The sequence below is a fragment of the Clavibacter sepedonicus genome (genome assembly GCF_000069225.1).
In the GTDB taxonomy this organism is placed as follows: Bacteria; Actinomycetota; Actinomycetes; order Actinomycetales; family Microbacteriaceae; genus Clavibacter; species Clavibacter sepedonicus.
In genome coordinates, this window is record NC_010407.1 from 2,114,338 (window position 1) to 2,134,657 (window position 20,320).

Below are 20,320 nucleotides of genomic sequence, written 5' to 3' on the forward strand. Positions count from 1 at the left end.
CAGTCGATCTTAGACCCGGCCCGGGAGGCGGGACAACCGCGCCGCGCGGGCGCGCTCGCCGGTCGGACGTCCGCCCGAGGCCACCCGCCCCGCGCGAGGTCAGCGGAGGACCGCGGCCCGGAGCGTGTCGAGGCCGACGCCGCCGACGTCGAGCGCGCGGCGGTGGAACTCGCGGATGTCGAACGCATCGCCCTCGCGCCGCCGGGTCTCGTCGCGGAGGTCCTCCCAGATGCGCTGGCCGACCTTGTACGAGGGGGCCTGTCCGGGCCAGCCGAGGTAGCGGTTGACCTCGAAGCGCACGAAGGACGGATCCATGTTGACGTTGCGGCCCATGAAGTCAAACGCGTACCCGGCGTCCCAGACGCCGTCTCCGTCGGGGCGCGCCTTGCCGAGGTGCACGCCGATGTCGAGGACCACGCGAGCGGCGCGCATGCGCTGGCCGTCGAGCATCCCGAGGCGGTCGGCCGGGTCGTCGAGGTAGCCGAGCTCCTGCATGAGGCGCTCGGCGTAGAGGGCCCAGCCCTCCGCGTGGCCCGACGTGCCGGCGAAGCGGCGCCAGGTGTTCAGCTCGGCCTTGTTGTAGGTGGCCTGCGCGATCTGCAGGTGATGCCCCGGGACGCCCTCGTGGTAGACGGTCGTCAGCTCGCGCCAGGTGTCGAACTCCGTGACGCCCTCGGGCACCGACCACCACATGCGGCCGGGGCGGCTGAAGTCGTCCGCGGGGCCGGAGTAGTAGATGCCGCCCTCCTGGGTGGGGGCGATCATGCACTCGAGGGCGCGGATCTCCTCGGGGATGTCGAAGTGCGTGCGGCCGAGCTCCTCGACCGCGCGGTCGCTCGTCTCCTGCATCCACGCGCGGAGGGCGTCGGTGCCGTGGAGCTTCCGGGACGCGTCGCCGTCGAGGTGGGCGATGGCCTCGAGCACGCTCGCGCCCGGCAGGATCTCGCGGGCGATGGACTCCTGCTCCTCCACCATGCGGGCGAGCTCGCCGACGCCCCACTCGTACGTCTCGTCGAGGTCGACCTCAGCGCCGAGGAACGAGCGCGACCGCAGCGCGTACTGCTCGCGGCCAACGGCGTCGGCGACGCGGCCGGCGGGCTCGAGCTCGGATCCGAGGAACGCGGCCAAGCGCTCGTACGCGCTCCGGGCTTCCTCGGCGCGGGCACCGAGGTCGTGGCGGAGGGACGCGGGCAGCTCGCCGGCGTCGGGCCGTGCCTCGTCGGCGAAGGAGCGGAAGAAGCCGTCGGGCGCGGCCTGGCGCTCGACCTGGCCGAGCACCTCGCGGACCTGCCGCTTCGCGGGCACCTGGCCACGACGGATGCCCTCGCGCAGGGTCTCGATGTAGCCGTCGACCGCGCCGGCGACGTTGCCGAGCCGTGTCGCGATGTGCTCCCAGTCACCCTCTGTCGACGTGGGCGAGATGTCGAACACCTCGCGGATGCCCTGCGCGGGCGAGGCGATGACGTTGAGGTCGGAGAGGTGAACGCCGGCGTCGTGCATCTCGACGTCCAGCTCGAGCTCCCGCGTGAGATCCATGCGCGTGACCTCGTCGACGGCGTCGGCGGGCGTCGCCTGCGCGAGCTGCCGGACGACCGCGCGGGCCGCCTCCGCGTGCGCCGCGTGGCCGGCGGGCGACGTGTCGCCGTACTCGCCCTCGCGGCCCGGACGGCCGAGGTAGACGCGCTCCTCCGGGTGCAGGTCGAGCGACGCGTCGATCCACCCCTCGGCGATGCGGTCGATGTCGGTCTGCGGTCGCGGGGCCCTCGGCGTCGTCGTCATCCCTCGACCGTAGCGGCTCCCAGGAGGGACCGGACGGTGGCGGGCTCGGTCGCGCCGCGCAGCTGCTCGGCGCGCACCGGGTCGAGCAGGATCTCCGCGAGACGCGACAGCAGCGCGATGTGGCCGCCTCCGGTGGCCGCGATCCCGATCACGATGCGGACGTCGTGGCCGTCCCAGTCGACGCCGTCGGGCAGGCGCAGCAGGCTGATGGCGTCGGCCCGTACGAGGTCGCGGCCGGCGGCGAGCGTGCCGTGCGGCACGGCGACGCCCTCCCCCACGAAGGTCGACACGGATCGCTCGCGCTCGACCATGGCCTCGACGTAGCCGGGCTCCACGGCGCCGGCCGCGACGAGGGCCTCGCCCGCCTGGCGGATGGCGGACTCGCGATCGTCGGCGTGCGCGTCGAGGCGGATGGAGCCGTCGGCGAGGAGGTCGGAGAGTCGTGCCTTCGTCATGCGCTGTGCTCCTCGTGCTGGGAATGGATGGGCGAGCGGATTCCGCAGGTCAGTGCGCTGCGGCGGCCCACGAGTCGCCGCGGCCCACCTGCACCTCGAGCGGCACGCGGAGGTCGGCCGCGTGGGCCATGCGGTCGGTGACGATGGCCTGGAGCGCGTCCCACTCCCCCGGGGCGACCTCGAGGATGAGCTCGTCGTGCACCTGCAGCAGCATGCGCGACGCCATGTCGCGCTCGCGCATGTCGGCCTCGATGCGGATCATCGCGATCTTCATGATGTCGGCCGCCGAGCCCTGGATGGGCGCGTTGAGGGCAGCCCGCTCGGCGTTGTCGCGGAGGACGCGGTTCGGGCTGTTGAGGTCGGGGAACGGGCGACGGCGTCCGAAGATCGTCTCCGTGTAGCCGGCGGCCCTGGCCTCCTCCACCACCTGGCGGAGGTAGTCGCGCACCGCGCCGAAGCGCGCGAAGTAGTCGGTCATGAGCTGCTTCGCCTCCGACGACGGGATGCGCAGCTGCTTCGACAGCCCGAAGGCGCTGAGCCCGTAGGCGAGCCCGTAGCTCATGGCCTTGACCTTCGTGCGCATGGCCGGGCTCACGTCCGCGGGCTCGACCCCGAAGATGCTCGATCCGACGAAGCGGTGCAGGTCCTCGCCGACCTCGAAGGCCTCGATGAGCCCGGCGTCGCCCGAGAGGTGCGCCATGATCCGCATCTCGATCTGCGAGTAGTCGGCCGTGAGCAGCGTCTCGTAGCCCTCGCCGACGCGGATGGCGCTGCGGATGCGGCGGCCCTCCTCCGTGCGGACGGGGATGTTCTGCAGGTTCGGGTCGTTCGACGAGATGCGGCCGGTGGTGGTGCCGGTCTGCACGTAGGTGGTGTGGATCCGCTCGTCGTCGCCGATGCCGCGCTCGAGCGTCTGGATGATCTGCCGCAGCTTGCTCGCGTCGCGGTGCTCGAGGAGCAGGTCGAGGAAGGGGTGCGGGTTGGACGCCTGCAGGTCGGCCAGCGCGCCCGCGTCGGTGGAGAAGCCGGTCTTGTTGGCGCGCGTCTTCGGCATGCCGAGCTGGTCGAAGAGGACCTCCTGCAGCTGCTTCGGCGACCCGAGGTTGATCTCCTTGCCGATCTCGGCGAACGCGCGCTCGGCGAGGCCGGTGATGCGCTCCTGCAGCTGCGCCGACAGCTCGGCGAGTCCGGCGCGATCCGTCGCGACCCCGCGCAGCTCCATCTCCACGAGCACGAGCAGGGTCGGCATCTCGATGTCGACCATGACGCCGAGCGTGCGCTCGTCGAGCACCTCGCGCAGCGCGTGCTCGACCCGGAGCGTGTACCAGGCCTCGACGGGCGCCGTGAGCGCCTCGGTCTCGGGCACGAGCTGGTTGGCGTCCGGCTCGGGCAGGTCCTCCATGAGGTACCGGCTCACGAGGGCCGCCAGGGACTTGTCGGTGAAGCCCGGACGCAGCAGCCAGCCCGCGACGAGCACGTCGAAGGCGAGGCCCTGGACCCGGAGGCCGGCCCGGCGCATCGCCTTCACCTGGACCTTGGCGTCGGACATGACCTTGGGCGCGTCGCTCGCGAGCCACCGCTCGAAGGGCGCGTAGTCCGCGCGGCCCTCCTGCCAGGGCAGGGTCACGGCCTCGGTCGCGCTGGCGAGCCCGAAGCCGACGGGCTTCCCGTCCTGCGTCTCGACCGTGAGCCCCAGGCCGTGCGGCGACGCGGCGCTCTGCGTCTCGATCCACTTCGCGAGCTCCTCGTCGAGGAGCTGCTGCGGCCTCGGGGCGGCCGGCGCGGTCGACGGCTCCTGCTCGACGGCGCCGACGGGCGTGCCCTCGCTCGACGCGGACGCGCCGGATCCCTCGAGCTTCAGCACGCGATCCAGCAGCTGCTTGAACTCCAGCACCGCGAACACCTCGCGGAGGGCGGGCTCGTCGATGGGCTTGCGCTCGAGGTCGGCCGGGCCGAGCGGCAGCTCGACGTCGGTGAGCAGCCGGTTGAGGCGGCGGTTGCGGATGACGTTCTCGTACTGGGCGCGGAGGTTGTCGCCGACCTTGCCCGTGATCTCGTCGCGGTGCTCGAGCACCGCGTCGAGGGATCCGTACTGGTTGAGCCACTTGACCGCGGTCTTCGGGCCGACCTTGTCGACGCCGATGAGGTTGTCGCTCGTCTCCCCCACGAGCGCCGCGATGTCCGGGTACATCCCCGGCTGCACGCCGTACTTCTCGAACACCTTCTCCGCGTCGTAGCGCGTGAGCTGCGAGACGCCCTGCGTGGACGGGTACAGCAGCGTCACGTCGTCGTTGACCAGCTGGATCGCGTCCCGGTCGCCCGAGACCACGAGCACCCGGAAGCCCTGCTCCCGACCCTGCGTGGCGAGGGTCGCGAGGATGTCGTCGGCCTCGTGGTCCTCCTTGGTGAGGGTGGGGATGTTCATGGTCTTCAGCGCGCGCTCGAGCAGCGGCACCTGGCCCGTGAACTCCACGGGCGTCTCGCCGCGCGTGCCCTTGTACCCCGGGTACTCGCGCGTGCGGAACGAAAAGCGCGAGATGTCGAACGCGACGCCGACGTGCGTGGGCTTCTCCTTCTGCAGGAGGTTGATGAGCATGGCGATGAAGCCGTGCACGGCGTTGGTGTGCTGCCCCTCGCGGTTCTGGAAGCTCTCCGCCGGCAGGGCGTAGAAGGCCCGGAACGCCAGGGAATGGCCGTCGATGACGAGGAGGGTAGGCTTTTCCGTGTTCGGCACGGGTCCAGCCTACCGAGGGCCCCCGACCTCGGACCCGGCCCTGGAGGCCCCCCCATGACCCAGCCCGCACCCGAGGACGACACCGCCGCGCGGCTCGTCCGGCAGCCCCAGGACGTGGGCGCGCTGGCCCAGAAGATGGGCATCGTCTTCCACGAGCTGAGCCCCGAGCGGTCCGTCGCCACCATGCCGGCGGAGGGGAACACGCAGCCCTACGGCGTCGTGCACGGCGGCGCGTACGTGGTGCTCGCCGAGTCGCTCGGATCCATGTCGGCGAACGTGCACGCCGGCCCCGACCGCGTGGCCTTCGGCATCGAGCTCAACGCGAGCCACACGCGCTCCGCATCGACCGGGACCATCACCGGCACCTGCACGGCGATCCACCTGGGCGGCACGCTCACCACGCACGAGATCGTGATGACCGACGACGAGGGCCGCCGGCTGTCGACCGTGCGCATCACGAACATCATCCGCGAGCGCTCGCGGCGCTGACCGGGTCGCCGCTGCGCGAGCGGCGGACGCGGCGGCTAGGTGTAGTTCCTGGGGAGGTTGTGAACGCTGGGGCGGATAGCGAAGACCTCCGGGACGATGTGGGTTACCACACTCATCAACGTCCACGGAGGTCTTCGTGACTCACGCTAACGCCCCGTTCACTCCCGCGGGCAGGGTTCGGCTTGCCCGGTTGATCATCGAGGACGGGTGGCCGGTCCGGCGTGCGGCGGAGAGGTTCCAGTGCTCGCCGGCGACGGCGTCGAGATGGGCTCGCCGGTATCGGGCCGGGTTGCCGATGACGGACCGCTCATCCCGCCCGCACCGGCAACCGACCCGCACGAGTCAGCGTCGGGAGCGGCGGATCATCGCGCTGAGATTCACTCGCCGGTGGGGCCCGCACCGCATCAGCTATCACCTCCGCGTTCCGCGTTCGACGGTCGAGCGGGTGCTGAACCGGTATCGGATGCCGTTGCTCGAGCACGTCGATCTGAGCACCGGGCTCCCTGCCCGGCGGTCTCCTGCCCGACGCTACGAGCACTCCTCGCCGGGAGATCTGGTCCACGTCGACATCAAGAAGCTCGGCCGCATCCCGGACGGCGGCGGGCACCGAGTCCTCGGCAGAGCGGCCGGCCGGAGGAACACTCCCCGGACCGGGCGGGGATACGCGTTCCTGCACCACGCCGTGGATGACCACTCCCGACTCGCGTACTCCGAGATCCTCACCGACGAGCGCAAGGAGACCGCCGCCGCGTTCTGGGCCCGCGCGAACGCGTTCTTCACCACCGCGGGCATCACCGTGATCCGTGTCCTGACGGACAACGGCTCCTGCTACCGCTCCCACGCCTTCACCGAGGCGCTCGGATCGATCACGCACAAACGCACCCGCCCGTACCGGCCCCAGACGAACGGGAAGGTCGAGCGCTTCAACCGCACCCTCGCCACGGAATGGGCTTACGCCCATCCCTATCGCACCGACGAGGCCCGCGCCGCGACCTACCCTGCCTGGCTGCATCACTACAACCACCACCGCCCCCACACCGGCATCGGCGGACTCACGCCCGCCGAACGCGTTCACAACCTCACTGGGAACTACAGCTAGGTGTACTGGGTCATGACGTTGGTGACACTCGGGCCGCGGGCGTGAGCCCGTGGCTTGAGTGGATTCGTTCAGTGTTGTAGTGCTCGATGAAGGGGTCAAGCGCGTCGGCCCGGTGTTGGTTGCTGGTGAAGGGTTGCCGGTAGGCCCACTCGGTCGCGAGGGTCCGGTTGAAGCGCTCGACCTTGCCGTTCTGCCAGGGGCAGTGCGGGCGGATGAACTTCTGCCGCGCGCCCAGGTCCTGGACGGCGTTCTTGAACGCGGTCGAGTGCCGGTAGGCGAACGCGTTGTCCGTGATGACCCGCTCGATCCGGGTGATCCCGCGCCCGGCGAAGTACGCCGCTGCGCGGGTCAGGAACCCGGCCGCGGTCGCGCCTTTCTCATCGGGATGGATCTCCGCGTAGGCGAGACGGGTGTGGTCATCGACCGCGGCATGGACGTAATCGAACCCGATCCCGCGGCCGCGGACCTGCTCGCTGCGCCCGTGGACCCGCCAGCCGCCTCCGTCCGGGATCCTCCCGAGCTTCTTCACGTCCACGTGGATCAGATCACCCGGATGCTCGTGCTCATACCGGTGCGCCGTTGACCGGGATGCCCGGATCACGGCCCCGGTGACGGGGTCCAACCATGCCAACGGCGGCGCCCCGTGCCGGCGCAGGATGCGGGAGATCGTACGGGATGGAACACCTGTCACCGGCGCCAGCCGCGCAGGACCCGCCCGCAACTGGGCCCGCGCTTCCAGCACGGCCCGTTCCCGCTCCGGGCTCGTTCGCCTCGGTACTGACCGGGGCCGCGATGACCGATCCGTCAGCCCTCGCAGCCCCTCGGCACGGAACCGGTTCACCCATCGATGCGCGCACTGCCGCGACACCCCCAGCTCCCGCGCGACGTGCGCGACCGGCCGACGATCCTCCACCACCCGCCGCACGAGGAGAACCCTCCCGTGAACCGTCAGACGAGCATTACCGTGGGACATCGAGGCCTCCTGGCGATGGTTGAACTGAACAGCTCCATCAAGCCAGGAGGCCTCTTCACACGCCCCGAAGTGTCACCAACGTCACGGCCGAGTACACCTAGGCCTTCTTGGCGCTCAGCTGCTCGATGATGGCCTGCGCCACGTCGTGCATGGTGAGGCGGCGGTCCATCGACGCCTTCTGGATCCAGCGGAACGCCTCCGGCTCGGTGAGCCCCATCTTCTCGTTGAGCAGGCCCTTGGCCCGGTCGACGAGCTTGCGGGTCTCGAAGCGCTCGACGAGGTCGGACACCTCGGCCTCGAGGGTGATGATCTGCGCGTAGCGGGCCAGCGCGATCTCGATGGCGGGGAGGAGGTCGTTCGGCGTGAACGGCTTGACGACGTACGCCAGCGCGCCGGCCTCGCCCGCGCGCTCGACGAGCTCCTTCTGGCTGAAGGCCGTGAGGAGGACGACGGGGGCGATGTGGTTGCGGTTCAGGCGCTCGGCCGCGGAGATGCCGTCGAGCTGGGGCATCTTGACGTCCATGATGACGAGGTCGGGACGCAGCTCGGTGGCCAGCGCCACGGCGGTCTCGCCGTCGCCCGCCTCGCCGACGACCTCGAATCCGTTGTCGCGGAGGGTCTCCACGATATCGAGGCGGATGAGCGACTCGTCCTCGGCGACGACGACACGACGGGGGGCTGCGGGGGTTGCTTCCTGGTCACTCACGGATAGGAGCCTACGGTATCGTCGGGCGGGCCGGTGCGCGCCGGACGGGCGGATCGCCGCCGTCGGGGCGTCGCTGCGGCGCATGCCGGATTGGCGGAATGGCAGACGCGGAGCACTCAAAATGCTCTGTCCGTGAGGGCGTGTGGGTTCGAGTCCCACATCCGGCACAGCATCCCGAACGTGACGCGGGAGAGGGCGGGCGACCACGTGGTCGCCCGCCCTCTATCGTGTCACGCGGGGGCCGGAGCCCCCGCGGACGTCGCGCTACTTCTCGTACGCGGGAGCCGCCTCGTTCACGGCGTCGCCGACGACGTGGACGCGCAGCTCGTTGGTGGAGCCCGCGATCCCGGGAGGGGATCCGGCGATGACGACGACCTTCTGGCCGACCTCGGCGAGGCCCTCCGCGAGGCCCTCCGCGAGGAGCACGTCATCCACCTGATGGAACATCTGGTCGGTGTGCGTGACCGGCTCCACGAGGTACGTCTGCACGCCCCACGAGAGCGCGAGGCGACGGCGGATGCCCTCGTTCGGCGTGAAGGCGAGGATCGGGATGCCGTTGCGCAGGCGCGTCATCCGGCGCACCGAGTCGCCCGACTCGGTGAAGACGCAGAGCGCCTTCGCATCGACGAACTCGGCGACCTCGGCGGCGGCCAGCGTGATGGCGCCCCCCTGGGTGAACGGGCGCGTGCCGAGCTTCGGGATGCGCTCCAGCCCGTGCTCCTCGGTGGACTCGATGATGCGCGCCATGGTCTTGACCGTGACGACGGGGAACTCGCCCACGCTCGTCTCGCCGCTCAGCATGAGGGCGTCGGCGCCGTCGAGCACCGCGTTGGCGCAGTCGGACGCCTCGGCGCGCGTGGGCCGCGGGCTCGTGATCATGGACTCGAGCATCTGCGTCGCGACGATGACGGGCTTGGCCTTGCGGCGGGCGAGCTCGACCGCGCGCTTCTGCACGATCGGCACTGCCTCGAGCGGCAGCTCGACGCCCAGGTCGCCGCGGGCGACCATGATCGCGTCGAACGCGTCCACGATCTCCTCGAGCGCGTCCACGGCCTGCGGCTTCTCGACCTTGGCGACGACGGGGACGCGACGGCCCTCCTCGTCCATGATCTCGTGCACGCGGACGATGTCCGACGCGTCGCGGACGAAGCTCAGCGCGATGAGGTCGGCGCCGAGACGGAGGCCCCAGCGGAGATCCGCCTCGTCCTTGCCGGACAGTGCGGGCACGTTGACCGCGACGCCCGGGAGGTTGATGCCCTTGTTGTTGCTGACCGTGCCGGCCACCTCGACCGTGGTCGTGACGCGGGTGCCGTCGGTGGAGACCACGCGGAGCGTGACCTTGCCGTCGTCGATGAGCAGCGGGTCGCCCGGCTTCACGTCGCCGGGGAGGCCCTTGTAGGTGGTGGAGCAGATGTCCTTCGTGCCGAGGATGTCCTCGACGGTGATGACGAAGGTGTCGCCGAAGGCCAGGTCGTGCGGGCCGTCGGAGAACTTGCCGAGGCGGATCTTCGGGCCCTGCAGGTCGACCAGGACCGCGACCGCGCGGCCCGCGTCGTCTGCGGCCTTCCGGATGGTGGAGTAGATGCCCTCGTGGACGTCGTAGGTGCCGTGGCTGAGGTTCATCCGGGCCACGTCCACGCCGGCGTCGATGATGGCGCGGATGCTCTCATAGGAGCTGGTCGCGGGCCCGAGGGTCGCGACGATCTTCGCTCGTCTGGTCATGCTCTGTCTGTCTCGCGTTTCTGCGTCGCACACGGACGCGGTTCGGGTGAGTGGTCGCGGCCGCGCGCTCGGGGCGCGACGACCGGGTCAGATGGAGAGAGCGCGGTCCGTGGGACGGACCGGGAACGGGAGCTCCGTGTCCCCCTCAAGGTACCGGTCGACGGCGGAGGCCGCTGAACGTCCCTCGGCGATGGCCCACACGATGAGCGACTGGCCGCGACCCGCGTCGCCCGCCACGAAGACGCCGGCCTGGTCGGTCTGGTAGTCCTCGCCGCGCGCCACGTTGCCGCGCTCGTCGAACGGGACCTCCAGCTGGGTCTCGAGGGCCGCCTTCTCGGGGCCGGTGAAGCCGAGCGCGAGGAGCACGAGGTCGGCGGGGATCTCGCGCTCGGTGCCCGACTTCGGCACGCGGCGGCCGTCGCGGAACTCGGTCTCGGCGACCCGGACGGCGCGGACGTGCCCGTCGTCGTCCTTCAGGAACTCGACCGTGGTGGCGAGGTAGTGGCGCTCGCCGCCCTCCTCGTGCGCGCTCGACACCTCGAAGAGGGTCGGGTACGTGGGCCACGGCTGGTCGGGGCGACGCTCCGTCGGCGGCTGCTGGCCGATGGCGAGGTTGGTGACCGAGGCGGCCTTCTGCCGGTGGGCGGTGCCGATGCAGTCCGCACCCGTGTCACCGCCGCCGAGGACGACGACGTGCTTGCCCTCCGCATGGATCTGCTCGGGCACCTGGTCGCCCGCGGTCGCGTGGTTCGACTGGCGCAGGTAGTCCATGGCGAAGTGCACGCCGTCGACGTCGCGGCCCGGGATGTCGAGGTCGCGGGGCACGAGCGCACCCGTGCAGACCACGACCGCGTCGTAGCGGAGGCGCAGGTCGGACCAGGTGATGTCCTTGCCGATGTCGACGCCCGCGCGGAAGCGGGTGCCCTCGGCGGTCATCTGCGCGAGGCGGGCCTCCAGGTGGCGCTTCTCCATCTTGAAGTCCGGGATCCCGTAGCGGAGCAGGCCGCCGATGCGGTCGTCGCGCTCGAAGACGGCGACCGTGTGGCCGGCGCGCGTGAGCTGCTGGGCGGCAGCGAGGCCGGCGGGGCCGGATCCGACGACCGCCACGGTCTTGCCCGTGAGGCGCTCGGGCGGGTGCGGCTCGACCCAGCCCTTCTGGAAGGCGTCGTCGATGATCGACACCTCAACCTGCTTGATCGTCACGGGCGGCTGGTTGATCCCGAGCACGCACGAGCTCTCGCACGGCGCCGGGCACAGCCGGCCTGTGAACTCGGGGAAGTTGTTCGTGGCGTGCAGTCGCTCGATGGCCTGACGGCCCTCGCCGCGCCACGTGAGGTCGTTCCACTCCGGGATGAGGTTGCCGAGCGGGCAGCCCTGGTGGCAGAACGGGATGCCGCAGTCCATGCACCGGCCGGCCTGGCGCACGAGCTCGCCGCGCTCCTGCTGCTCGTAGACCTCCTTCCAGTCCATGAGCCGCACCGAGACGGGTCGGCGCTTGGGGAGCTCGCGCTCCGTCACCTTGAGGAAGCCCTTGGGGTCAGCCACCGGTCACCTCCAGGATGCGGTTCCAGGCGACGTCGCCGTCGGGGTCGAGGCCCTCGTCCACCGCGGTCTGGCGGGTGGCGAGGACGGCCGCGTAGTCCCGCGGCAGGATCTTGGTGAAGCGTTCCATGGAGGTCTCCGGCTCGGCGAGCAGGCGCTCGGCCACGGTGGATCCGGTCTCGGCGAGGTGCCGGCGGAGGAGGTCGAGCACGATCTCGGCGTCGGCGCTCCCGAGCGGGTGCAGCTCGAGCTCGCCCGACGCGAGCGCGTCAGTGTTGATGCGGTCGCGGTCGAGGTCGATCACGTACGCCGTGCCGCCGGACATGCCCGCGCCGATATTCCGGCCGGTGCCGCCGAGGACGAGGGCGAGCCCGCCGGTCATGTACTCGAGCGCGTGGTCTCCCACGGCCTCGACGACCGCGGTCGCGCCCGAGTTGCGGACGAGGAACCGCTCCCCCACCATGCCGCGGATGAACATCGTGCCCTGCGTCGCGCCGTAGCCGATGACGTTGCCCGCGATGACGTTCTCCTCCGCGGGGAAGCCGGCCCTCTCGTCGGGCCGCACGACGATGTCGCCGCCCGAGAGGCCCTTGCCGAGGTAGTCGTTGCTGTCGCCGACGAGGCGCAGCGTGATGCCCGACGGCATGAACGCGCCGAACGACTGGCCGGCGGAGCCGCGCAGCGTGACGTCGATGGATCCCGTCGGCAGCCCGTCCTCCCCGTGCCCCTTGGTGACGAGGTGGCCGAGCATCGTGCCGACCGCGCGCGCCGTGTTGCGCACGGGCAGGTCGATCTCGACCCGGCCGCCGTGGTCGAGCACGTCGCGGCTCAAGCGGATGAGCTCGTTGTCGAAGTGGTCGTCGAGCTCGTGGTCCTGCGACCGGCTGTGCTTCATCGGCTCGTCGTCCGCGAAGGTCGGGCCGGCCAGGATCGGCGTCAGGTCGAGGCCGGACGCCTTCCAGTGGTCGACCGCGTCCTCGACTCCGAGCAGGTCGTTGCGGCCCACGATCTCGTCGAGCGCGCGGTAGCCGAGGGCGGCCAGGTGCTCCCGCACCTCCTGCGCGATGAACTCGAAGAAGTTGACGACGTGGTCGGCCTTGCCCGGGAAGCGCTTGCGCAGCTCCGGGTTCTGCGTGGCGACGCCGACGGGGCAGGTGTCGAGGTGGCAGACGCGCATCATGATGCAGCCCGAGACGACGAGCGGGGCCGTGGCGAACCCGAACTCCTCGGCGCCGAGCAGCGCGCCGACGATGACGTCGCGGCCGGACTTCATCTGCCCGTCGACCTGCACGACCACGCGGTCGCGCATGCCGTTGAGGCGGAGGGTCTGCTGCGTCTCGGCGAGCCCCAGCTCCCACGGGGTGCCCGCGTGCTTGAGCGAGTTGACCGGGCTCGCGCCCGTGCCGCCGTCGTGACCCGAGACGAGGATCACGTCGCTCAGCGCCTTGGCGACGCCGGCTGCGACCGCGCCGATGCCCGACTGGCTGACGAGCTTGGTGTGGATCCGGGCGGAGGGGTTCGCGCGCTTGAGGTCGAAGATCAGCTGCTTGAGGTCCTCGATCGAGTAGATGTCGTGGTGCGGCGGCGGCGAGATGAGGCCGACGCCGGCGGTCGCGTGCCGCGTGCGCGCGACCCACGGGTACACCTTGCCGGGCGGCAGCTGGCCGCCCTCGCCGGGCTTGGCGCCCTGCGCGAGCTTGATCTGGATGTCGTCGGCGTGCGTGAGGTACATGCTCGTGACGCCGAAGCGGCCGGACGCGACCTGCTTGATGGAGCTGCGTCGCTCGGGGTCGAGCAGGCGCTCGACGTTCTCGCCGCCCTCACCGGTGTTCGACTTCGCTCCCAGGCGGTTCATCGCGATGGCGAGCGTCTCGTGCGCCTCCTCGGAGATGGACCCGTAGCTCATCGCGCCCGTGGAGAAGCGCTTCACGATGTCGGAGATGGGCTCCACCTCGTCGAGCGGGACGGGCGGGCGGGTGCCGGTCTTCAGGCGGAACATGCCGCGGAGCGTCATGAGGTCCTTCGACTGCGCGTCGACCATCGACGTGTACTCGCGGAAGATGTCGTACCGCCGCGTGCGCGTGGCGTGCTGCAGCCGGAAGATCGTGTCCGGGTTGAACAGGTGCGGGGACCCGTCGCGACGCCACTGGTACTCGCCGCCCGTCTGCAGGCGCTCGTGCGACAGCACAGCGCCGTCCTGCGGGTAGGCGCTGCGGTGGCGCGCCGCGTTCTCGGCCGCGATGACGTCGATGCCGACGCCGCCGAGGCGCGTCGTGGTGCCCGAGAAGTACTGGTCCACGAGCCCCTGCGAGAGGCCGACCGCCTCGAAGCACTGGGCGCCGGCGTACGAGGACACCGTCGAGATGCCCATCTTGGACATGATCTTGAGCACGCCCTTGCCGAGCCCCTTGATCAGGTTCCGCGTCGCCTTCTCCGGCGTCACGCCCGTGAGCATGCCGCTGCGGACGAGGTCCTCGCACGACTCCATCGCCAGGTACGGGTTGATCGCCGAGGCGCCGTAGCCGATGAGCAGCGCGATGTGGTGCACCTCGCGCACGTCGCCGGCCTCGACCACGATGCCGACCTTCATGCGGGTCTGTTTGCGGATGAGGTGGTGGTGCACGGCCGCGATCATGAGGAGCGACGGGATCGGCGCGAGGTCGCGGTTCGAGTCGCGGTCCGAGAGGACGACGAACTGTGCGCCGTGCGCGATGGCGCGGTCGACCTCGTCGCACATCGCGTCAATGCGCTTCTGCATGGCGAGCGGGCCGTCGTCCACGCGGTAGAGGCCGCTCACGATGGTGGTGGTGCGGCTGCCCGGGCGGTGGTCGATGTGGATGACCTTAGCCAGCTCGTCGTTGTCGATGACCGGGAAGTCGAGCACGACCTGCTTCGTGTGCTCGGGGCCGGCGTCGAGGAGGTTGCGCTGCGGCCCGAGTCCGAGGCGGAGGCTGGTGACGACCTCCTCGCGGATGGAGTCGAGCGGCGGGTTGGTGACCTGCGCGAACTGCTGCGTGAAGTAGTCGAACAGCAGGCGCGGGCGCTGCGAGAGCACGGCGATAGGCGTGTCCGATCCCATGGCGCCGAGGGGCTCGGCGCCCACCTTCGCCATGGGCATGACCAGCATCCGCACCTCCTCCTCCGTGTAGCCGAAGGTGCGCTGGCGCCGGACGACGGACGCGGGCGTGTGCACGACGTGCTCGCGCTCGGGGAGGTCGGCGAGGTGGATGCGGTTCTCGAGCCACTCGCCCCACGGGGCGCTGGCGGCGAGCTGGGACTTGATCTCGTCGTCCTCGATGATGCGGCCGGCCTCGGTGTCGACGAGGAACATCTTGCCGGGGCGGAGCCGGCCCTTCCGCATGATGCGGGCCGGGTCGATCTCGAGCACGCCGATCTCGCTGCCGAGCACCACGAGGCCGTCGTGCGTGACGAGGTAGCGGCCCGGGCGCAGGCCGTTGCGGTCGAGGGTCGCGCCGACGAGCGTGCCGTCGGTGAAGGTGAGCGCGGCCGGGCCGTCCCACGGCTCCATGACCATGGAGTGGTACTCGTAGAAGTCGCGGCGGACGGGGTCGATGTCGGTCTGCTTCTCCCACGCCTCGGGGACCATCATCATCATCGCGTGCGGCAGGCTGCGGCCGCTGAGGCTGAGGAGCTCGAGCACCTCGTCGAAGGACGCGGAGTCGCTCGCGCCCGGCGTGACGATGGGCATCAGCGGCGCGAGGTCGCCGAGAAGCTCCGACTCGAGCTGCGACTGGCGGGCGCGCATCCAGTTGCGGTTGCCCGCGACCGTGTTGATCTCGCCGTTGTGCGCCATCATGCGCAGCGGCTGCGCGAGGGGCCACGACGGGAACGTGTTGGTGGAGTACCGCGAGTGCACGATGGCGAGCTTCGACGCGAAGCGCTCGTCGGAGAGGTCGGGGTAGAACGGCTCGAGCTGGAGCGTCGTGACCATGCCCTTGTAGACGAGGGTCCGCGAGGACAGCGAGATGAAGTAGGCGCCGAGCTCCCGCTCCGCGCGCTTGCGCAGGCGGAAGGCGAGTCGGTCGAGCGCGAGCCCCGACGGGCGGTCGGAGGGCTGCGCGGAGTCGGAGGTGAGGAAGAGCTGACGGAAGGCGGGCATGGCCTTCCGCGCCAGGTTGCCGAGGTGCGACGGGTCGACGGGCACCTCGCGCCACCCGAGCACGTGCAGCCGCTCGTCGCCCGCGATGCGCTCGATGCCGGCCTCCAGCTCCTCGCGCTCGGCGTCGTCCGTCGGCAGGAACGCCATGCCGACCGCGTACTCCCCCATGGGCGGCAGGTCGAAGCCGACCACGCCGCGGAGGAATTCGTCCGGGATCTGGGTCATGATGCCGGCGCCGTCGCCGGTGCCCGCGTCGGAGCCGATGGCCCCGCGGTGCTCGAGGTTCCGCAGCGCGTCGAGCGCGTTGACGATGATGTCGTGGCCCGGGGTGCCCCGCAGGGTGGCCACCATGGCCAGGCCGCACGCGTCCTTCTCGAACGCCGGGTCATAGAGGCCCTGCGTCGCGGGGAACGAGCCGCCGGGAGGGGAGGTGGAGGAGAACGCCATGGGAACCGTCCTAGATGCACTGCGGAGGGACGTCGCTGGCCCTGTGGTGGGGACCGCCTCGCGGGAGGAGGCGGTGACCGCGGGGGTGCCCGCGCTGGGGACTAGGCGCCGCGTCCGCTTGTGGCGGGGAGAGCGTGGGAGTCCGAACCGGTGGATGCCCGATCGTCGTCGACGTCGGCGAAATCCGAATCCGTGTACACCGATGCTACCTCGCCGTCGCGACCCGCCTTGGCGCGCGCGCTTACGTCATCCGGGGTGCGGCCCGGCAGGTACGGGCTGGGTTCGCTGCCGACATGGCGCCGGGTCTGCACGATGAAGAGGACAAGGCCGAGCGCGACCGCGAGGAAGGCCGCCCAGACGTTGGTGCGGATGCCGAAGAAGATCTCGCTCGGGTCGATGCGGATCGACTCGAAGACCATGCGCCCGAGGCCGTACCACATGAGGTACACGGCCAGGCCGCGGCCCCACTGCAGGCGGACCGCGCGGCCCAGCGCCATGATGACGAGCGCACCCGCGACGTTCCACACGATCTCGTAGAGGAACGTGGGGTGGAAGAGCGTGCCCGCGGGGAGCCCGGCCGGGAAGGCGGCGTTGGTCGGGTCGACCTCGAGGCCCCAGGGCAGCGTGGTCGGCGTGCCGAACAGCTCCTGGTTGAAGTAGTTGCCCATGCGGCCGGCGGCCTGGGCGAGCAGGAGCCCCGGCGCCAGGGCGTCGGCGAACGTCCAGAAGCGGACACCGGTCCACTTGGAGCCGAGCCACACGCCCACGGCGCCGCCGATGAGGGCGCCGAAGATGGCGATGCCGCCCTCCCAGACGTAGAGCACCCGCCAGAGGTTCGCGCCCTCGTAGAAGTAGTCGCCCGGGTGGGTGAGCACGTGGAACGCCCGCGCGCCGATGATGCCGAGGACGAGCGCGCAGAGCGTGAAGTCGATGACGGTGCCCGACTCGACGCCGCGGGCCACGAGGCGGCGGTTGGTGAGGAACGCCGCGACGAGGATGCCGACCAGGATGCACACGGCGTACGCGTGGATGACGAAGGTGAGCGGCAGGTCGATGCCGAAGCCCTGGAGCCACGCCGTGACGTCGAACCGGGTGTCGGACGGATCCGGGCTGGGGATGCTCATCGGGACGAACAACGGATGACGCTCACTTTCGCAGGGGATTCGGCGGGCGCGGCGGGACCGCGGGCCGGGGGCTACTGTAGCGCGGTTCCCCGCGCGAGATCGGCCGCGGCACGGGCGACGCCCGGCACGCCGCCGTCGGCGAGGGCCGCGACGAGGGCCGAGCCGACGATGGCGCCGTCGGCGTAGTCGAGCACCTCGCGCACCTGGTCGCCGGTGGAGATGCCGATGCCCACGCACGCGCTCGTGGAGCCCGCATCGCGCAGGCGCGACACGAGACCGCGCGCGGCCTGGTCGACGTCCTGCCTCGCGCCCGTGATGCCCATGGTGGAGACCGCGTAGACGAACCCGCGGCTGCGCTCCACGGCCTGGTGCAGGCGCGCCCCGCTCGACGACGGGGCGGCGAGGAACACGCGGTCGAGGCCCGTGCGCTCGGATGCGGCGAGCCAGTCGGCACCCTCGTCGGGGATGAGGTCGGGCGTGATGAGGCCGGCGCCGCCCGCGGCGACGATGTCGTCCGCGAAGCGCTCGACGCCGTACTGCACGACGGGGTTCCAGTAGGTCATGAGGAGCACGGGGGCGTCGACGCGCTGGGTGATCGCGTGCAGCGCGTCGAAGCCGTCACGGAGGCGGAAGCCCTGCGCGAGAGCGGTCTGCGTGGCACGCTGGATGACCGGGCCGTCCATCACGGGGTCGCTGTAGGGCAGGCCCAGCTCGATGACGTCGACGCCGTTCTCGACCAGGGCCACCGCGGCCTCGATGCTCGTGGCGACGTCCGGGAACCCGACGGGGAGGTAGCCGACGAGCGCGCCGGATCCCTGCTCGCGTCGGAGGGCGATGGTCCGCTCGACGGGGCTGCCGGCGGGCGCGGCCGCGTGGGCTGCCGCGGTCACGACTGCTCCGCCCCGGCGTCGATGAGGTCGAAGTACTTCCCCGCGGTCTCCATGTCCTTGTCGCCGCGGCCGCTGAGGTTGATCAGGATGATCGCATCCGGACCCAGCTCCTTGCCGAGCTCGAGCGCACCGGCCAGGGCGTGCGCGGACTCGATGGCCGGGATGATGCCCTCGGTGCGGCTGAGCAGGCGCAGCGCGCTCATCGCCTGGTCGTCCGTGACGGGACGGTACGACGCGCGCCCGAGGTCCGACAGCCAGGAGTGCTCCGGGCCGACGCCCGGGTAGTCGAGGCCGGCGGAGATCGAGTGCGAGTCGATGGTCTGACCGTCCTCGTCCTGGAGGAGGTAGCTGCGCGCGCCGTGCAGCATGCCGGGCCGGCCCTTGGTGATGGTGGCGGCGGTGCGCGGGGTGTCCGCGCCGTCGCCGCCGGCCTCGAAGCCGTAGAGGGCCACGTCGGCGTCGTCGAGGAAGGCGTGGAAGATGCCGATGGCGTTGGACCCGCCGCCGACGCACGCGGCGACGGCGTCGGGCAGGCGCCCGGTGAGCGCGAGGACCTGCTCGCGCGCCTCCTCGCCGATGACCTTCTGCAGGTCGCGGACCATGGCCGGGAACGGGTGCGGGCCCGCCACCGTGCCGAAGACGTAGTTGGTGGTCTCGACGTTGGTGACCCAGTCGCGCATGGCGTCGTTGATGGCGTCCTTGAGCGTGCGGGAGCCCGAGCGGACCGGGATGACCTCAGCGCCGAGCAGGCGCATCCGGGCCACGTTCAGCGCCTGGCGCTCGGTGTCGACCTCGCCCATGTAGATGACGCAGTCGAGGCCGAAGAGCGCGGCCGCGGTGGCGGTCGCGACGCCGTGCTGGCCCGCGCCCGTCTCCGCGATGATGCGCTTCTTGCCGATCTTCTTGGTGAGCAGCGCCTGGCCGAGCACGTTGTTGATCTTGTGCGAGCCGGTGTGGTTCAGGTCCTCGCGCTTGAGGATGATGCGCGCGCCGCCGGCGTGCTCGGCGAACCGCGGCACCTCCGTGATGAGCGAGGGACGGCCGGTGTACGTGCGGTGCAGCTCCTTGAGCTCCTCGACGAACGCGGGGTCGACCTTGAGCTCCTCCCACGCCGCCGACAGCTCGTCGAGGGCGGCGACGAGGGACTCCGGGACGTAGCGCCCGCCGAACTCGCCGAAGTAGGGGCCGGTCACGCTGCGCAGGTCGGTCATGCGCGGATGTCCAGGAACTCGCCGAGCGTGCGGACGGGATCGCCCGTGACGAGCGCCTCGCCCACCAGGACGACGTCGGCGCCCGACCGGCGGTAGTGCGCCACGTCGTCGGCGGTCTTCACCGCGGACTCGGCGATGCGCACGACGCCCGCGGGGATGGAGTCGGCCAGGCGGCCGAAGAGGTCGCGGTCCAGCTCGAAGGTGGTCAGGTTGCGCGCGTTGACGCCGACGACCTGCGCCCCGAGGTCGAGCGCGCGGGACACCTCGTCGGCCGAGTGGGTCTCGACGAGCGCGGTCATGCCGAGCTCGTTCACGAGCGCATGCAGCTCGACGAGCGTCTTCTGGTCGAGCGCGGCGACGATGAGCAGGACGAGGTCGGCTCCCGAGGCGCGCGCCTCCAGGACCTGGTACGGCTCGCCGATGAAGTCCTTGCGGAGGACGGGGATGGAGACGGTGTCCCGCACCTGCTCGAGGTCCTGCAGGGATCCGCGGAACTTGCGGCCCTCCGTGAGGACGCTGATGGCGCTGGCGCCGCCGGTCTCGTAGCGGGACGCGAGGAGCGCGGGATCTGGGATCTCGGCGAGGGCGCCGCGCGAGGGGCTCGAGCGCTTGACCTCGGCGATGATCTTCACGCGGTCGGCGGGAGCAAGCGCGCTGAGCGCGTCGAGGGCCGCGGGACGCGCGAGCGCGTCGGCCTCGACCTGGGCGAGGGGACGGGTCTCGCGTCGTGCGGCCGCGTCCTCGAGGGCTCCGGAGAGCAGGTCTCCCAGCATCTAGGAGTGCGCCTTCGAGTGCGTGGAGACCGTGCGGTGGCCGCCGACCCCGAAGCCCATCTTCTTCATGACGCCGCCGGTGATCCAGCCGAGGATCGCGAGGACGGCCGAGGCCCACACGACGGGCTCGATGGCGAACCAGAAGGCGATGGTGCCGACGGTGAACGCGACGAGCATGATGACGACAGCCGTCCAGGCCGCCGGCGAGTTGCCGTGGCCGGGTTCTGCGGACTCGGTGGACATGCGTGCTCCTCGG

The 20,320-nt window shown here is 71.1% G+C and carries 15 protein-coding genes and 1 tRNA gene; 3 read left to right on the forward strand and 13 right to left on the reverse strand.

Annotated features, from left to right (window positions below):
- Nucleotides 1-99: 99 nt before the first annotated feature.
- The 3 genes from CMS_RS09875 to polA are packed head-to-tail and all read right to left on the reverse strand — an operon-like array spanning nucleotide 100 to nucleotide 4,968.
- Nucleotides 100-1,779, reverse strand: coding sequence for a DUF885 domain-containing protein (locus CMS_RS09875; protein ID WP_012299324.1), 1,680 nt, complete (start codon nucleotides 1,777-1,779; stop codon nucleotides 100-102).
- Nucleotides 1,776-2,234, reverse strand: a complete 459-nt coding sequence (locus CMS_RS09880; protein ID WP_012299325.1) for a PTS sugar transporter subunit IIA — start codon at nucleotides 2,232-2,234, stop codon at nucleotides 1,776-1,778. The genes CMS_RS09875 and CMS_RS09880 overlap by 4 nt, the downstream gene beginning before the upstream one ends.
- A gap of 49 nt (nucleotides 2,235-2,283) precedes the next feature.
- On the reverse strand, nucleotides 2,284-4,968 hold the full coding sequence (polA, locus tag CMS_RS09885; RefSeq protein ID WP_012299326.1) for a DNA polymerase I: 2,685 nt from the start codon (nucleotides 4,966-4,968) through the stop codon (nucleotides 2,284-2,286).
- Between the two features lie 54 nt (nucleotides 4,969-5,022).
- Between polA and CMS_RS09890 the strand changes: the two genes are divergently transcribed.
- Both CMS_RS09890 and CMS_RS09895 read left to right on the forward strand, forming a co-directional pair.
- Nucleotides 5,023-5,457: a PaaI family thioesterase gene (locus tag CMS_RS09890; RefSeq protein WP_012299327.1), complete on the forward strand. Its 435-nt coding sequence runs from the start codon at nucleotides 5,023-5,025 to the stop codon at nucleotides 5,455-5,457.
- 136 nt (nucleotides 5,458-5,593) lie between these two features.
- On the forward strand, nucleotides 5,594-6,556 hold the full coding sequence (locus CMS_RS09895; protein ID WP_012299328.1) for an IS481-like element ISCmi2 family transposase: 963 nt from the start codon (nucleotides 5,594-5,596) through the stop codon (nucleotides 6,554-6,556).
- A 10-nt stretch (nucleotides 6,557-6,566) separates the two neighbouring features.
- On the opposite strand, the gene CMS_RS16635 is transcribed toward CMS_RS09895, so the two are convergent.
- Both CMS_RS16635 and CMS_RS09905 read right to left on the reverse strand, forming a co-directional pair.
- The gene (locus CMS_RS16635) at nucleotides 6,567-7,529 is read right to left on the reverse strand and encodes an IS481-like element IS1121 family transposase (RefSeq protein ID WP_012296866.1); all 963 of its coding nucleotides are present in this window, start codon (nucleotides 7,527-7,529) and stop codon (nucleotides 6,567-6,569) included.
- A 97-nt stretch (nucleotides 7,530-7,626) separates the two neighbouring features.
- The gene (locus CMS_RS09905) at nucleotides 7,627-8,235 is read right to left on the reverse strand and encodes an ANTAR domain-containing response regulator (RefSeq protein WP_012299329.1); all 609 of its coding nucleotides are present in this window, start codon (nucleotides 8,233-8,235) and stop codon (nucleotides 7,627-7,629) included.
- A gap of 84 nt (nucleotides 8,236-8,319) precedes the next feature.
- Here CMS_RS09905 and CMS_RS09910 point away from each other — a divergent pair.
- Nucleotides 8,320-8,402: transfer RNA gene (locus CMS_RS09910), tRNA-Leu, on the forward strand.
- 97 nt (nucleotides 8,403-8,499) lie between these two features.
- On the opposite strand, the gene pyk is transcribed toward CMS_RS09910, so the two are convergent.
- The 8 genes from pyk to CMS_RS09950 form a co-directional block, all read right to left on the reverse strand.
- Nucleotides 8,500-9,957 carry a pyruvate kinase gene (gene pyk / locus CMS_RS09915; protein ID WP_012299330.1) on the reverse strand — a complete coding sequence of 486 codons (1,458 nt, stop codon included), beginning with the start codon at nucleotides 9,955-9,957 and terminating at the stop codon, nucleotides 8,500-8,502.
- Nucleotides 9,958-10,044: 87 nt separating this feature from the next.
- Complete coding sequence (locus tag CMS_RS09920) at nucleotides 10,045-11,502, reverse strand: glutamate synthase subunit beta (RefSeq protein ID WP_012299331.1); 1,458 nt, start codon at nucleotides 11,500-11,502, stop codon at nucleotides 10,045-10,047.
- Nucleotides 11,495-16,066, reverse strand: coding sequence for a glutamate synthase large subunit (gltB, locus tag CMS_RS09925; RefSeq protein ID WP_012299332.1), 4,572 nt, complete (start codon nucleotides 16,064-16,066; stop codon nucleotides 11,495-11,497). Before gltB ends, CMS_RS09920 begins: the two co-directional genes overlap by 8 nt.
- A gap of 101 nt (nucleotides 16,067-16,167) precedes the next feature.
- A complete protein-coding gene (gene lgt / locus CMS_RS09930; RefSeq protein WP_041464605.1) occupies nucleotides 16,168-17,190 on the reverse strand; it encodes a prolipoprotein diacylglyceryl transferase in 1,023 nt (340 codons plus the stop codon).
- 71 nt (nucleotides 17,191-17,261) lie between these two features.
- The gene (gene trpA, locus CMS_RS09935) at nucleotides 17,262-18,080 is read right to left on the reverse strand and encodes a tryptophan synthase subunit alpha (protein ID WP_012299334.1); all 819 of its coding nucleotides are present in this window, start codon (nucleotides 18,078-18,080) and stop codon (nucleotides 17,262-17,264) included.
- Nucleotides 18,077-19,291 (reverse strand): tryptophan synthase subunit beta, encoded by a 1,215-nt coding sequence (trpB, locus tag CMS_RS09940; RefSeq protein WP_012299335.1) that lies wholly within the window; start codon nucleotides 19,289-19,291, stop codon nucleotides 18,077-18,079. The genes trpA and trpB overlap by 4 nt, the downstream gene beginning before the upstream one ends.
- A complete protein-coding gene (gene trpC, locus CMS_RS09945) occupies nucleotides 19,288-20,064 on the reverse strand; it encodes an indole-3-glycerol phosphate synthase TrpC (RefSeq protein WP_012299336.1) in 777 nt (258 codons plus the stop codon). Before trpC ends, trpB begins: the two co-directional genes overlap by 4 nt.
- Entirely contained in the window at nucleotides 20,065-20,307 is a 243-nt protein-coding gene (locus CMS_RS09950) for a DUF6704 family protein (protein WP_012299337.1), read from the reverse strand.
- Nucleotides 20,308-20,320 lie beyond the last annotated feature (13 nt).